This is a genomic window from Acidithrix sp. C25, from assembly GCF_904848545.2.
The window spans coordinates 482,325-497,189 of sequence record NZ_CAJHCI020000010.1; the positions used below are offsets into that span (position 1 = coordinate 482,325).

General features: G+C 48.2%; 10 protein-coding genes. All 10 read right to left on the reverse strand.

Annotated features, from left to right (window positions below; translation table 11 throughout):
- Positions 1–262: 262 nt before the first annotated feature.
- A complete protein-coding gene (locus ACIDITHRIX25_RS77830) occupies positions 263–2,353 on the reverse strand; it encodes a primosomal protein N' family DNA-binding protein (protein ID WP_201733167.1) in 2,091 nt (696 codons plus the stop codon).
- Complete coding sequence (gene metK, locus ACIDITHRIX25_RS77835; protein ID WP_052606279.1) at positions 2,325–3,518, reverse strand: methionine adenosyltransferase; 1,194 nt, start codon at positions 3,516–3,518, stop codon at positions 2,325–2,327. Before metK ends, ACIDITHRIX25_RS77830 begins: the two co-directional genes overlap by 29 nt.
- A gap of 110 nt (positions 3,519–3,628) precedes the next feature.
- Positions 3,629–4,882 carry a bifunctional phosphopantothenoylcysteine decarboxylase/phosphopantothenate--cysteine ligase CoaBC gene (coaBC, locus tag ACIDITHRIX25_RS77840; protein ID WP_201733168.1) on the reverse strand — a complete coding sequence of 418 codons (1,254 nt, stop codon included), beginning with the start codon at positions 4,880–4,882 and terminating at the stop codon, positions 3,629–3,631.
- Between the two features lie 884 nt (positions 4,883–5,766).
- Positions 5,767–6,132, reverse strand: a complete 366-nt coding sequence (rpoZ, locus tag ACIDITHRIX25_RS77845) for a DNA-directed RNA polymerase subunit omega (protein ID WP_235347797.1) — start codon at positions 6,130–6,132, stop codon at positions 5,767–5,769.
- 268 nt (positions 6,133–6,400) lie between these two features.
- Positions 6,401–6,961 carry a nucleoside/nucleotide kinase family protein gene (locus ACIDITHRIX25_RS77850; RefSeq protein WP_052606001.1) on the reverse strand — a complete coding sequence of 187 codons (561 nt, stop codon included), beginning with the start codon at positions 6,959–6,961 and terminating at the stop codon, positions 6,401–6,403.
- Positions 6,962–6,966: 5 nt separating this feature from the next.
- Positions 6,967–7,287: an integration host factor, actinobacterial type gene (mihF, locus tag ACIDITHRIX25_RS77855; RefSeq protein WP_052605998.1), complete on the reverse strand. Its 321-nt coding sequence runs from the start codon at positions 7,285–7,287 to the stop codon at positions 6,967–6,969.
- 143 nt (positions 7,288–7,430) lie between these two features.
- A complete protein-coding gene (locus tag ACIDITHRIX25_RS77860) occupies positions 7,431–8,855 on the reverse strand; it encodes a hypothetical protein (RefSeq protein ID WP_201733169.1) in 1,425 nt (474 codons plus the stop codon).
- Positions 8,856–9,081: 226 nt separating this feature from the next.
- Positions 9,082–9,765, reverse strand: coding sequence for an orotidine-5'-phosphate decarboxylase (pyrF, locus tag ACIDITHRIX25_RS77865; protein WP_052605992.1), 684 nt, complete (start codon positions 9,763–9,765; stop codon positions 9,082–9,084).
- A gap of 553 nt (positions 9,766–10,318) precedes the next feature.
- Complete coding sequence (locus ACIDITHRIX25_RS77870) at positions 10,319–11,251, reverse strand: beta/alpha barrel domain-containing protein (RefSeq protein ID WP_052605990.1); 933 nt, start codon at positions 11,249–11,251, stop codon at positions 10,319–10,321.
- A gap of 239 nt (positions 11,252–11,490) precedes the next feature.
- Entirely contained in the window at positions 11,491–14,823 is a 3,333-nt protein-coding gene (gene carB / locus ACIDITHRIX25_RS77875) for a carbamoyl-phosphate synthase large subunit (RefSeq protein ID WP_201733170.1), read from the reverse strand.
- Between the last annotated feature and the right edge of the window lie 42 nt (positions 14,824–14,865).

The following is a 14,865-nucleotide window of genomic DNA, read 5'->3' on the forward strand; positions in this document are numbered from 1 at the left end:
CACAGAGCACAACTTTACGACCTATCAAGACGATCAAAAAAGTAATTTCACCAAGAGGAATCTTTCAGATCTTTATTGCCTTGGGGCTATTGCCCCATACAGATACACCGCTCGCCATAGCGGTCTCGACAATTCGACAATTCGACAATTCGACAATTCGACAATGCCCTACAATGCAACAAAGCTCAATAATTCAATAACGCCTCGGAATAAGTAGTCAGTAAAGATAAATCTCGCAAGAGCCTCTCGTGCTTCAAAGCGGCTAAATCTCTCTTGGGTCCACGTGCAGGTGAACTTCATTGCGGTAAGGGCTAAGAGTCTCAATCAGGCCACTAAGGAGGTCATGGTCTAGTGCTTTTATGACGTAGCGATCCTCACCTAGGGAAATCATCTCGACATTTGAAAAACGGGGATCAGTATTTATCAAATCAAAGGTTGAAAGACTAAAGAGCGAAGCTCCATCACCATAAAAGGTAGCCAGTGCACAATATGGAGGTAAGTCTAACTCCTTGCGTTGATTTCGATCTAACTCCAAAAGAGACTTTGGTGACCTTGTTATCATCGAATTTAGAAGATCTGAGCCCAAATCTCTGCTTTGGATCAAGATCCGACTTTGAGATTCACCATTGGGCTCGAAGCCACTTTGAAAAAGAAGGCGAGCTGCCCTATACCAGTGGCCAAAGATTCGATTAGTCGAATGAAAGCTAGGCGTAGCAAAGAATTGGTCAAAGTCCACGAAGCCAACTCCCGACACTCGCTCGAGCCTCGTCAAAGCTCCCACGGTACCAACGACCACCTCTGCCGATTCAACTTCGATTGATGAGAAGTTCTTCTCATCTAAGAGCGGTACCTTTATAGAAAGTATCGATTCAAGTTCGTCTGCGATTCGGGTCGTACCAAATGAGACCGCTACAATTCTGGTCGATTTACAAAGGCCACAGGCTACTGGGGTAGGAAGACGGCACTTTGGACAAATCAGACCCCTGGGGAAAAGCTTCTCAAAATCGCTCTTTGCCTTCTCGGTTCGAAATTCATAGTGATGTAAAAAATTCGGCGTGTTCTTTCCCTCTTCGCTGTATGGTTCTCCCATGATCAACGGGGTGGAACACGCCTCACACAAAACGGTCTTCTTGCACTTTGTACACTTAAATCGATTGATCTTTCCCTTTCTATTATGAATCAAAAGAACTGGAGCCTTATCTCTTCCTACAACGCTCCCCCTAATCCGATTGATCCAATGTACAAGATCGCTATTGACAAGAACTCCTCCGTTCTCATTCAAATCCACCTCAGCGACCTTTGGCCAGCACTTGGAGTCGTTTCCCTTGGTTACGATCCGAGTTTGATGGGAATATTCCGGACTTGGATAGCCAGATATTGAAATCAGGTCACAACGCTCCAACTCGCCTCGCCGCTGAGCGATGACGGCACTCTCCCAGGTAGGCTCCGAGGAATTCTTGTGGCCGCTATCGGCAGGATCCACGACAACAATTGCTCCGAGATTACCAATTGGCGCGAAGACGCCAATACGACTCGATATTATACAGCTAGCGTCAACTCGCTGTGACCTGGCCTTTTTGGTATCGCCTCGCTCTAGAACGTAAGTAGATAGACCCATTTGACCAAGGCGCAAGTTACTTCTTTGCATCTCAAACTCATTACCAAAGAGAACGAGTACTCGTTTTTGCATAGAGATAGCCCGAATGCAGAGTTCAAAGATGGTATCCTCAACGCTTTCACATGGGCTAATTCGGATGTAGGTGGAACCCGGGGCGGCCTTTTTTTGAAGATCAGAGCCTTGTCTAGCTTCTAATGAGCCAGCTTCAAATGCGTCACCTCCTGACGCCTCAATTCCTGCATCTAGGCCCTGCCTGGAGGATCTCTTGGTGGGGGGATTAGTCAAATTCGCCCGCCCCATACCTTCGCCATCCCCTTGAAGTGAATACGGAGTTGAAGCGGCCGCACTTCGTGCATGTTTTAGGAAATGTACTAGATTCGACCCATAGCGCCACGCACCAAATCGACAGAGCTCATAGAGATCTGTCGAGAGAGCATAATTATCTAGAAAATAGAGCTCTAAAACCTTATCGATTGCTACGGTGGGTCGATGAGGATATTCAACAACCCATCCTCTAGCACTTCTGTTGTTCAGCGGGGCTCGTACTGGAGTTCCCAGTCCGATCTTTCCTATCAACTCTTTGGGAACCGAATATGAAAATACTCGCTCCAAAGAGACGACGTCAAAACGAACCCCTACGAAATGACCAACATGGTCCAAACCCTCATCGAGTTCATGAAAATCACTGGGGAACTCTGAGATGGTATTAGTTGCCGAGGGCTCGCTTGAATTCATCAAGGTTACTTAGGATCTCCCATGTGAAGCCCTTGTCGTTACGGCCGAAATGGCCATAGGCTGCAGTCTTACGGTAGATAGGACGTCGTAGATCGAGATCACGAATGATCGCGGCCGGACGTAGATCAAAGGTCTCGCCAATTGCCTTGGTTATCGCATCTGGTGAGACCACTTCAGTACCGAAAGTTTCGACCATCAACGAGACCGGTCTTGCTACACCAATTGCATAGGCCACCTGGACCTCGCAGCGACTCGCAGCGCCACTGGCTACCACATGCTTTGCAACCCAACGAGCTGCATATGCGGCAGATCGATCGACTTTAGATGGATCCTTGCCTGAAAACGCACCGCCACCGTGACGGGCCGAGCCTCCATAGGTGTCAACTATAATCTTGCGCCCCGTTAAACCCGTGTCGGCATGTGGCCCGCCAATCTCAAAGCGACCGGTTGGATTTGCTAGAATCCTAAATCCCTTATGGTCAAGTCCTTCAGGAATCATAGGATTGATAACCGACTCTCGTAGGTCTGGTAGCAGAAGAGTCTCTAAATCGATTCCAGGCTGATGCTGAGTAGAGATCAAAACTGTATCGAGGCGAACAGGAACATTTCCTTCATATTCGATCGTTACTTGAGTCTTACCGTCAGGGCGTAGATATGGTAAAACACCCGCCCGACGTACCTCAGAGAGCCTTTGGGCCAATCTGTGCGCGAGCCAAATCGGAAGCGGCATCAAATCTGGCGTCTCATCACAGGCGTAACCAAACATCATCCCCTGATCTCCGGCCCCCAAAAGATCCAGTTCATCCGAGGTTGAACGAGAGCGAGTCTCAAGAGCGGTGGTAACACCCTGGGAGATATCAGCGCTTTGCTCGTCAATCGAGACTATTACTCCACAGGTATTTCCATCAAAGCCATAGCTCTCAGAGGTGTACCCAATATCACAGATCGTATTTCGGACTAGGTGGGGAATATCCACATAGCTAGAGGTCGAGATCTCGCCAGCCACGACGACCAAGCCAGTTGTCAGGAGGGTCTCACAAGCCACACGACCATTTGGATCCTGGGTCAAAATGGCATCCAGAACCGAATCGGAGATCTGATCGGCCATCTTGTCTGGGTGACCTTCGGTTACAGACTCCGATGTAAATGTATACCGCTTTGACATTTTATAAACTCCCATGTCCTTGATTAATAGTCTTCCCTAAGGAATCCGTGGGGCGAATCTGAAAACTCTTCCAACACAAATTACTAACGGTGTTGAACTATCCCCAAAGCTTAGTTTTTCAACGGGAACTTCAAATCAAGTATTTTCACCAATGATAAAAGAAGGGACTTGGCTATCTTGGACTTCTTGGCTAGATCGATACGCTCAGACGAGCCCTGCGAGTCTAAAATCCACACAGCGTTGGAGTCCGATCCAAAGCCACTTCCATCTTCAGTGACGTCGTTTACGACCATCAAATCGATCCCCTTCTTGGATAGCTTCTTCTTCCCATTTAAAAGAGCATCATTGGTCTCAGCTGCAAAGCCAACGGTTACACATTTAAGGTCGTTCGATTTTATGTAGCTAGAGGAGTCAGCCAAGATATCGGGATTCTCGATCAGTTCAATTTGAGGCGCACTAGCACCCTTTTTGATCTTAATTGAGGCAGGATTTTTCACCCGATAGTCCGCTACAGCAGCACACATGATGAGTCCGTCGCTCTCTGACAAATGGGAAAGTATCTCTTGGTGCATCTCAAGCGCGCTCTCAACCCGAATCGTCTCGAAACCATCAACGCGAGCAAAGTCCACGGTAGATACAACCACACCTACAGCGCCAAGTAAAGCGGCTTCTGTGACGATTGCAATTCCCTGTTTGCCACTGGATCGATTGCCAATAAAGCGAACTGGATCGATCGCCTCTCTGGTGCCACCGAGACTTATCAAAAGGCGCCGGCCTTTCAGCGGCTGAGAATCTCCTGCCTCTTCCTCATCTCTCCGCTCCAACTCAGTTTGAATCGCTTCCATAATCTTATGCGTCGGGGCTAGCCGCCCAAAGCCAACGTCGCCACCCGCTAGTCGACCCGCCTCAGGATCCACTACGCAAAATCCCCGATCCCTGATCTTTTGAACATTCTCTATGACCCCTGGGTGGAACCACATCTCTGTGTGCATTGCCCCGCAAAGAACTATCGGCGCAGCGCTCGCAATCAATGTAGTAGTTAGCGCATCATCGGCGATAGCACCTGCAAACTTTCCAATGAGATTGGCAGTCGCAGGAGCAACAACTATTAGATCTGAATTCTGCCCTACCTTGGTGTGAGGAATTGGATCTCCTGAAGTCCACAGATCGGTCAACGGCTCGTGGGTACCCAAGGCGCGAAAGGTTGCAAGGCCGACAAATTGAAGCGCCGACTCGGTCAATATCGGAGTCACATAGGCGCCGGCATCAACGAGTGCTCTGCAAAGCTCAACTGCCTTATATGCAGCAATGCCACCCGAAACCCCCAGCGCTATATTCTTGCCTTTAATTAAATTCTTTTCCATTACCTTCGATGTTATCCAACTTGATCCCAACTACCTCGATGAGACGTAGGTTATGGTCCTACTTTGACGAGAGAACCCGAACCTTCAATAAGCAGATTATGAGTCAGACAGCCAGAAAAGGCAACGTCACCGGAAGAGAAAAAGAAGATGGAAAGCCGTTGCCGTCAATGTCTTCGCATTTTCCTGGTTCGCACTTACTTTGGTGGCTGTCACTTGTGAACAACCAACAAAGCAATCAGGGAACTAATTACGAAAAGAATAGATAACACCGATCAATATCTTAAGCCCCATCTTTAGCCGCGCCCAAGGATAAATAGAGCTCAACAAGTTGACCCCTCAAAAGACCTAGAAATATCTTGAGAGATAAGGGAGAAGGGAGAAAGCACAAATAGGTACTGGGGAAGAATACAGAATCCCAGCTGTTCTGCCCATTCGAATGAAGCGAAAAAGCTACCGCATTGGGACTTCTTGGGCTAAAAGCTATTGGGCTGAAAGCTATTTGGCTAAAACTTTTGGGCTAAAACACCAAACAAGTCATGTAACTCAAAGTGGCTTTTGCAGAGCCGAAGTCAATAAATTCCAAAAACAATCGATAGTCATCGCAGGAACACCCATTAGTTCGCCATCTCTTGGATGCATTTTTGCCTTCAAGCTAAAGGATTCGCTTTAGCTGGGAGCAACATAGGAAAGACATCGAATCAGCTGCGAACGGGCGCCTTAGAATACAAAATTTAAATAAAGTATTTGAATAAAAAAATGGCACCCGCTCGTCGCAGATGCCATCAAAACTGATGCGAGGGAAAGAAAAACTACGATAGGCAGAGATTCACTCAGTAGTTTTTTCTAAGTCGTTACGAGAAGGGATTACCCAAGAGCAAAAGACCTCAGTCCAGTTCGCCGTTACCATCGATCTCAGAGGCAATAAAGATCTCATCGCCAAGATCCATTGCATCGAACTCCTCAGCGTCCTCTGACTCTGGTATTACAACAGCTGCAATCGCCTCACGAATCGGAACCACAAAGCCAGAAGCAATTTCATCAAACGATGCTGACAGGGGCTTTCGTGTAACGTCGTCAAATTGGGGTGGGACTATAGCTCCCATATTTCCACCAAGGTGAGCATGATAGGCATTGATCTGTCGGGCCCGACGCGCAGCGAGTGTCACTAGGGAGAACTTGGAATCAACCTTATCCAAAAGGTCCTCAATTGGGGGACTCATAAGCGAACCATCGAATGCAGACTTAGCCAATGCGAATCCTTAAAAAAAACATTAAATACGGCTTTTCAGTCTAGTCCAGTTCACTGAAGTTACGACTATCGCAAAGACTAAGGAATCCGAGCTACTCTACCTTGATGGCCATGACCACCTCGGTGTTGATAGCTAATCTCCCAATTCAAGTCAAGTCATCAAGTCAAGTCATCAAGTCAAGTCATCAAGTCAAGTCATCAAGTCAAGTCATCAAGTCATCAAGTCAAGTCATGAATGACAAAGAGCCACTAGGGATAATCTTGGCAATCTAGGGATGATCGTGACAATCGCCAATACAGGTTTCAATAAAACCCGCTATCTCAGCGACTACCGCCTCAAGATCATCATTGATAAAGCGCTGTCCGCCTAGAGCCAGTGCACTTTCAATTTCGCTATTTGCCAAGGCAACACGAGCAGCAATATGACCCTGGTCGTCACCTCGAACGCGAAGCCGACGCTCTAGCTCTGAATCGCTTGGCGGAGTTAAGACCATAATCTTTGCAGATGCAATCAGCTCTCTAATCTGTTTGGCACCTTGAACATCTATCTCAAGGAGAAGATGACTTTCGCACCCAAAAAACCGTTCCTCTGGAAGCGGTGTTCCGTAGAAGTTGTCTAAAAAACGAGCATACTCAATAAAGCCGTGGTCGGCAACCTTAGAGAGAAAGCTCTCTTCATCCACAAAGACGTAAGCGCTCGCCGATTCATTTTCACGACGAGTTCTTGTCGTCCAAGAGCGAGACAAAGAGAGGTTCTCAACACATTCAATGAGTCGGCCGGCAACGGTACCTTTACCGACGCCGCCCGGACCACAAAGGACGAAAATCAAGCTAGCTAGGCTTTAGAAGCCTCTTCAAGCAGATTTTGCTTCTGCTTGACCCCTAGACCCTGGAGGCGTCTCGTTTCAGTGATTCCGACAGCATCCATAATCTTCTTAGAGCGAACCTTGCCAATTCCTGGCAGAGATTCAAGAACGGATGCGACTTTCATCTTTCCAATAAGTTCATCGTTAGGAGCCTTTTCAAGAAGCTCAGAGAGGGTAACCGTACCCAGCTTTAGCTTTTCTTTGATTTCAGCTCGTTGTTTACGGGCTTCAGCAGCTTTCTTTAGTGCGTCGGCTCTTTGTTCTGGTGTTAATTGTGGAGGCAAAGGCATATTGTGAAATTACCGCAGGCTACGACACTTCGTGTCGATTTCGGCAAAATTTCAAAAAAAAGTTGGTAATTAATATCAATGTAGTCATTTCATGAATCGAATATCAACATATACGTAATGTTATTAATGGATTTGAGGCCAAATCAGTGGAGTCCGGAAACCTTAAAATCACGAAGTTGATCCTGGCCGTATGATGCACGAAGGACTTCCTTGGCACCATGGAGTGTATCGAATTCCCCACGGGCAGCAATCACAGAATAGATATTCTTTGACAACTCGATCTGGTCTTCGATTTGACAGATCGAATGCAAAAGGCTCAAGCTCTCTCGCTTGTCAAATTTGATCTTTCCCGCCAAAAAAAGCTCACCTAAAAGAACACGGTTCTCTTCGTGAATGAAAAAGAAGTCGTCATAAGGAAGGCTCTTTCCAATCGAAAGGTCCACTGCGCGACGAGCATTGATCGGAGTCAAACGGTGGTCGCCCCAAAAGACCAGCCACGCAAAGTCAGGATTGGAGTCCATAAACTTCTCCACCTCTTCATCGCTGTAAAAGAGCGGTCGGCTGGGATTGTTGACAAGGTTGCGACGTACGCTTGCACGCTCGTCAAAGCGGAGCCTTGCATAAGTAGCCACCGACAGAGCACTATTTGCCGCTAAGTGATGTCTCACGCTATAGTCGGGGTCTTGGCAAAGCTCAAGTGCCAAATCCTCCGGAAGGCAGCTATTTGCGGCCACTTTAGATCTCGCTGGGACATCTCGATCGCAAGCCAATGCCCGAAAGATCTCTAACGATCCATCAATTACAGCGGTAATGGATGCTCCGAGGGCTCCCCTCACGCGCCAATCTACATCCCGAGATAGTTTGAGCGCCAAGGATCGATTCAAGTTAGGGTGCGTAGCCGCTCTGATTCTAATCTCATGTGATTTGCCAGAGATCAGTGACTCTAAGACCGCTGGGGGTGAGATTGGATTTTTGACCAATGCTAATCTCACGGGGTCGCTATCATCGTGCATAAGGCTTATCAAGATCGCAGGATCCACCACCGTGTTTGACGCAACGGCCGCCCTCACAGTAACCGAACGATCGCCCGCCAAGCTAGCATGAACATCCCTTGGACAAGAGGTGTTTTCTGCCACATTAGCACGAACCTCATAGTCGCTATGGGAACTCATGGTCACCAACACATCCGCCGGAGCGCATCGATTTGTCGAAGCAGCACGAAGAACTTTAAGCTCTTTGAAATCGATGATCTTTCTCATCACCTCGGGCGGGCAGCATCTATGGCGCGCCAATAAAAACCGTCCCTCCAGCGAGGTTGACAAAAAGTCACACAACTCCGTCGAGAGGTCATCGTCGCTTTCGATCCGCTGAAGTACCACCAATTCATCGGGCTCAAAGCCAACACGGAGTGCATCTCGAATTACTATTGCATGGCGACTCGATGTATGTGAATCTATCTTGCATCTAAATCGATCCGCATCTAAAAGCACTTCATGACAGCCACCGCCCCACAGATCCCCGCACTGGATCATATTGGCGTCAGAAAGCATCTTTTCTTTGCGCTTCATAGTGCGACCTTCCTAATAGCACACTTGCGGCTACAGAGGCATAGATAGGCAAATCTAGCGATCCTAAGATCTCTATTAGACGTCCCCAAATGTCAACAAGCCCGAAAACCTACATGTATAGAAAATCTTCGTACTCAAAACGAGTCGACTTTAATTCCATTTAGAGACAGCGATGCCACGGGTAAAATTGATAAAATCAAGGTGATTCGCTCAGCTAATAACCATATTAAATCTTCGAAATCGACTCCAGAAGCATCTCAATAGCCTCGCGAGGTCTCTGTGAGCGCGTCACGCTTCGACCCAGAACAAGAAGGTCCGCTCCTTGAGTCAGCGCTTGGGTGGGTGTCATGACTCTAGATTGATCATCTCTAGCATCGTCTCTAAAACGTATTCCGGGAACGACCGCAAAAAGATCTGGCTCAAGCTCCTTAGCTCTAGCGACCTCGTGACCAGAAGAGACAAATCCACGGGCGCCGCTGTCTTTAATTAGAGTCAATCGCTCGGCGAAACCCGCGGGGTCGATGGATGAATCACTGGTCAGATAGGTCACCCCTATGATCGCCGGAGGCTCTGCGACTCCAGCTAGAACCGCCCCAGTCACCACGCCCTCAACGGCAGCCTTTAGCATATCAAGGCCTCCCAGAGAGTGAACAGTCAGGAGTTCCACACCAAAGCTACCTATGACCTTGGCTGCTTTGAAGACGGTATTAGGAATGTCATGAAGCTTCAAATCCAAGAAAATTCTATATCCGAGCTCCCTCAAGGAGTAGATTACACTTGGTCCTTCCGACACAAACAGCTCCAAACCAACCTTTGCATATCCAAATGCATAGGAATACTCCTTCGCCCAGCGAAGAGCTTCAACCACATCATCGGTATCTATCGCCAATGCGAGCCTAGAGTCTGACATCTCACAATCTTTCTTCTTGGTATCAAAGGACCACAAGGGCTAGTCAAGCCTGCCTTTTTTATTACGCGACTTCACAGGTCAAAATTTCACAGGTCAAAACTAAAAAAATCAAGTCAATTTAACTCGAAACTTCCCAAATCAATACTTGCATAGAAGTCGTATGCATATATCAGTTTTGGAAACGTATTTACCATTAAATAGGTTGCAATTGAAAACTCATAGAGCGTCTTCTTGCTCCAATCATGCCAATGAAACAACGAGGTGCTAGAGGCCCCCTCAATCAAGCATCCTCCCCGAGTTACCCCTAGTAGCCAACATGGTGGCAAAGATATAGGCACACATGGAATTGTTCTTGATGGCCAAAGGAATCTTATAAGTATTGGCCCACTTAGCCCAAGGCGATTCTCTGTGATACACGCGGCTCTGTGGTACAGCCGGCTCTGTGGAGTCAACTATGTGGGAATCGACCAATCTATCGTTATCTACCGCCTGGCTTCAGTTGCCATGCTCGACCAATTGAAGAAGCCAAAGTATGGAAAACCACAGAAAACGATCAATCTCGTGTAGCGGCAGCTCCACCACGATGAGCGGCACCTACGAGGTCCGAAACAGCTGAAAACCCCAACTTCTCGATCTCTTTTGGAAGATCCTGAATCACCTTCGAGATTACTCGAGGCTCGACAAAGGATGCCGTTCCAATTTGGATTACTCGAGCCCCAGCTGCCAACATCTCAATAGCCCCTCGGGCATTCGAGACTCCGCCCACACCGACGATCGGAAGATTCGGAAGTGCCCTATAGGAGTCGTAGATCGCTCTCAATGCAATCTGATGCAACGCTGGACCCGAGAGTCCTCCACCGCGCGCCCCAAGAGATGGCAGAAGGTTACCCATGTCAAGAGAGAGACCTAGAGCTGTATTTGTGAGGACCACCCCAGATGCACTTGAGGCATCAACTACTTCAAGGATCTCCCCCAGAAGGTGTGTGCTTGGAGAAAGTTTAATAAGTCTAGGCAGTGACAATTCCTTTGTGGCATCAAGAATCTCGCCTACGCTGGTAACCGAATGGGCAAACATCTTGTTCTTATCCTCAATATTTGGACAAGATACATTTACCTCAACGCCAACCACTATTGGATCTACCCCTTGTAGAAGAGCTGCAGCTCGAGCGTAATCATCGATGGTTCTTCCCCAAATGCTCACGATCGTGGGAACATTTATCTTCACCAACTTAGCAAGTAGGTTCTCTCGCCAAAATTCAATTCCTGGCCCCGTAAGGCCAACCGAATTCAACATGGCCGCATTTGCACCAACAACCCTAGGAGCTGGATTGCCTTTGGTTTCAAAAGGGGCTAGCGATTTAGTGACAAATGCACCCATCTCGGCCATATTGACATATCCGTGCAACTCATTTGAAAAACCCCCAACGCCTGATGCATTCATAACTGGCGTCTTCAAGGTCAGCCCTTGGCAAATCACACTTGTCATATCAACCAATTGCTCGACCTCCCGATTTAGCCATCCAATTCAATTCGGCTCCATTGTCTAATATCGCCTAATATCGCCTAATAAAGCACAACCGCTCCAATACTATTTTCTAGATCCAGTGACGTTACTACCCAAACTAAAGAATACTTCGGTTGTGCCCTGCCGTTTCGTTGCGCCCTGCCATTTCACTGTATCAACGGCGCTGTATCAACAACATGGTATCAACTTGTACTGTAGCGCTATCTCGAACCCTTGGAGATCGAACGGTGGAACTCTTGAATCGAGGTAATGGTCATTTTGTTGTCTTTTAGTGCCTCGATCGCCGAAACGCCAGCTAGCGCAGCAGACATGGTAGTTACACAGGCCACCTTGTAACGATTGGCGGAACTTCGAATATGATATCCGTCACTTCTTGGTCCTCGTCCTCGTGGTGTATTTATCACAAGACCAACTTCACCCGATGAGATAAGGCTCACTGCGTCCAACTCGTCGTCTTGAGCTTCGCCAATCTTACCAACCACGTCATCAACCGAAATATCAAAACTCGATAGCAGCTTTGCAGTCCCACTGGTAGCAGCTATTGAAAATCCTAGAGCGCGCAGACGACGGGCCAACTCAACCCCCGATGCTTTGTCTCGATCGGCGAGGGATAAAAAGACCTTTCCGCTAGAGGGAAGGGAGGTTCCGGCTGCCAATTGAGATTTAGCAAATGCCAGGGCAAAGGTGGAGTCGATACCCATTACCTCACCGGTGGAGCGCATCTCTGGCCCAAGCAAAGTATCAGCTGAAGGAAAGCGTGAAAATGGCATTACAGCCTCTTTTACCGCATAGTAGTCTCGATCCACCGCTACAGGAAGGATCCCCTCTGAGGCAAGCTCTTTTAGGCTACGTCCGACCATCACCAAACTTGCGATCTTGACAAGTGGTACGCCCGTTGCCTTAGAGACAAAGGGTACGGTACGCGAAGCTCGAGGGTTAGCCTCAATGACATAGAGCGAACCGGCTTTGAGGGCAAATTGTACATTTATCAACCCCACCACCAAAAGTGCATCTGCTATCTTGGCTGTCGTTTGGACGATCTCTTGCTGGATCTGCGGGGGAAGCGTTATCGGTGGAATCACACAGGCTGAATCGCCTGAGTGGATCCCGGCCTCCTCAACGTGCTCCATGATGCCCCCTAGTAAAAAGCCACCATCTTGATCCCTGATGGCATCGACGTCGATCTCAATTGCATCCTCTAAAAACGAGTCGATCAAAACCGGGCGCATCGACGCTTCGCCACCTTCGGCCGACAGCGCACTAAGGCGCGAAAATGCAGCCTCAAATTCTTCAAGATCGTAGACAATCTCCATGGCTCTGCCACCAAGGACATAAGACGGACGCACCAAAACAGGAAAGCCAATCTCTGCAACGACCTTTGAAGCCTCTTCAAAGGTCGTTGCAGTACCACCTGGGGGCTGTGGAATCGAAAGTGACTCACACATTGCCGACCATCGCTTTCGATCTTCGGCGATATCGATGGCGTCAGCTGATGTGCCTAAAATCAGGCTTGGATCAATTCCTTGAGCTAACCGAAGGGGTGTTTGACCTCCCAAGCTAACGATAATCCCAGCGAGATTACCGCCACCAAGACCGCTTGATTCGGCTTCAATTACCGAATTTAGATCTTCAGGAAAGAGCGGCTCGAGATAGAGCTTATCTGAGGTATCGTAATCAGTGCTAACAGTCTCTGGATTGCAATTGAGCATTATCGTCTCATAGCCTGCTTCAGATAGCGCATAACTAGCATGCACGCAGCAGTAGTCAAATTCAATGCCTTGGCCAATTCGGTTTGGCCCCGACCCCAAAATTATTACCTTCTTGCGATCCCCAAGGGTGGCCTCGGACTCTCCGTCATAGCTGGAGTAGTGATATGGGGTTGTCGCCTCAAATTCTGCTGCACAGGTGTCAACTGTCTTATATCCAGGCACTAAGGCGAACTTCGATCTAAGCTCACGAAACAATGTCTCAGATGTATTGGTCAAATAGCCCAATTGAGCATCAGAAAAGCCATTTCGCTTCGCGCGAAGTAGATCCTTACGTGTTATTTGATCTTTCAACGAATCAATAGAGTCGCCTTCGTCGTCAACTGCTAGATCGCTCCAAAACCTCTTCTCGTCGACGATCTTTCGAATCTGAAATAGAAACCAAGGGTCAATCTTTGTCTTTTCGTAGACGAGCTCAATCGATGCCCCCTTGCGCAATGCTGATTCTACCTCAAAGATTCGACTAGGAGTTGCCTTTGTAGCCAGGTTCAAGACCTCATCGAGGCCTAGTAGATCAAGTGACTTATCCAGCGGATCTCCCCCAAGGCCATAACGACCAAGTTCGATCGAGCGCATCGCCTTTTGGAGCGCCTCAGTAAAAGTTCGACCGATCGCCATCGCCTCGCCGACACTTTGCATCCTGGTTCCAAGTCGGCTAGAGACACCGGGGAACTTCTCAAAGGCCCATCTAGGTACCTTTACCACCACGTAGTCGATGCTCGGCTCAAAAGAGGCGGGTGTAACTTTTGTTATGTCGTTTTCTATCTCATCGAGGCGATAGCCTATCGCCAACAGAGTTGCTATCTTGGCTATGGGAAAACCTGTGGCTTTAGAGGCCAAAGCTGATGACCGCGAAACCCTTGGGTTCATCTCAATCACAACCATCTCACCGTTAGTGGGATCGATGGCAAATTGGATATTCGATCCGCCGGTCTCCACTCCAATACGGCGGATAATTCTAAATGCAGCGTCTCTCATCATCTGATATTCGACGTCACTTAGCGTCTGGGCAGGGGCAACCGTTATGGAGTCTCCTGTATGCACGCCCATTGGGTCAAAGTTCTCAATAGAACAGACAATGACTGCGTTATCTGCTCGATCGCGCATCACCTCAAGCTCGAACTCTTTCCATCCCGCAATGGACTCTTCGATCAAAATCTCAGATATCGGTGAAGCGCTCAGGCCAAAAGAAGCAATCTCTAGGAACTCCTCGGAATCTAAGGCAATACCAGTACCAGCACCACCTAGGATAAAACTTGGTCGAACCACAACTGGAAAGCCAATCTCCTCGGCGACGCTTATAGCCTTTTCCATGTCATGAGCAAAGCCAGAGCGAGGAACCCTAAGTTCAAGCTCGTCCATTGCATTCTTGAAGAGCTCTCTATTCTCAGCTGTATTGATAGCAAGGGCATTTGCACCAATCATCTCAACTCCGTAGCGCTCCAACACCCCAGCAGCATTCAACTCCATTGCTAGATTCAAAGCGGTCTGTCCGCCAAGGGTCGGGAGCAAGGCGTCCGGTCGCTCCTTGGCAATGATCATCTCTAACACGGCCAAAGTTAGTGGTTCGATATAGGTGGCATCTGCAAAGTCGGGATCGGTCATAATCGTAGCTGGATTTGAATTCGCCAAGATTACTCGATAACCCTCTTTAGAGAGGACTCGACAGGCTTGTGTGCCGGAGTAGTCAAATTCGCATGCTTGTCCAATGACAATTGGACCAGAGCCGATCACCAATACCGATCTAATATCTGTTCTAGCCGCCAACCGAATTCCTCCTAGTAGTTTAAATTTGTTTCTTAGATCAAT

Excerpts from the sequence above, each read along its gene's own strand:
- ACIDITHRIX25_RS77830 (WP_201733167.1), bottom strand. The coding sequence starts at position 2,353 with ATGAATTCAAGCGAGCCCTCGGCAACTAATACCATCTCAGAGTTCCCC.
- metK (WP_052606279.1), bottom strand. The coding sequence starts at position 3,518 with ATGTCAAAGCGGTATACATTTACATCGGAGTCTGTAACCGAAGGTCAC.
- coaBC (WP_201733168.1), bottom strand. The coding sequence starts at position 4,882 with ATGGAAAAGAATTTAATTAAAGGCAAGAATATAGCGCTGGGGGTTTCG.
- mihF (WP_052605998.1), bottom strand. The coding sequence starts at position 7,287 with ATGCCTTTGCCTCCACAATTAACACCAGAACAAAGAGCCGACGCACTA.
- ACIDITHRIX25_RS77860 (WP_201733169.1), bottom strand. The coding sequence starts at position 8,855 with ATGAAGCGCAAAGAAAAGATGCTTTCTGACGCCAATATGATCCAGTGC.
- pyrF (WP_052605992.1), bottom strand. The coding sequence starts at position 9,765 with ATGTCAGACTCTAGGCTCGCATTGGCGATAGATACCGATGATGTGGTT.
- ACIDITHRIX25_RS77870 (WP_052605990.1), bottom strand. The coding sequence starts at position 11,251 with ATGACAAGTGTGATTTGCCAAGGGCTGACCTTGAAGACGCCAGTTATG.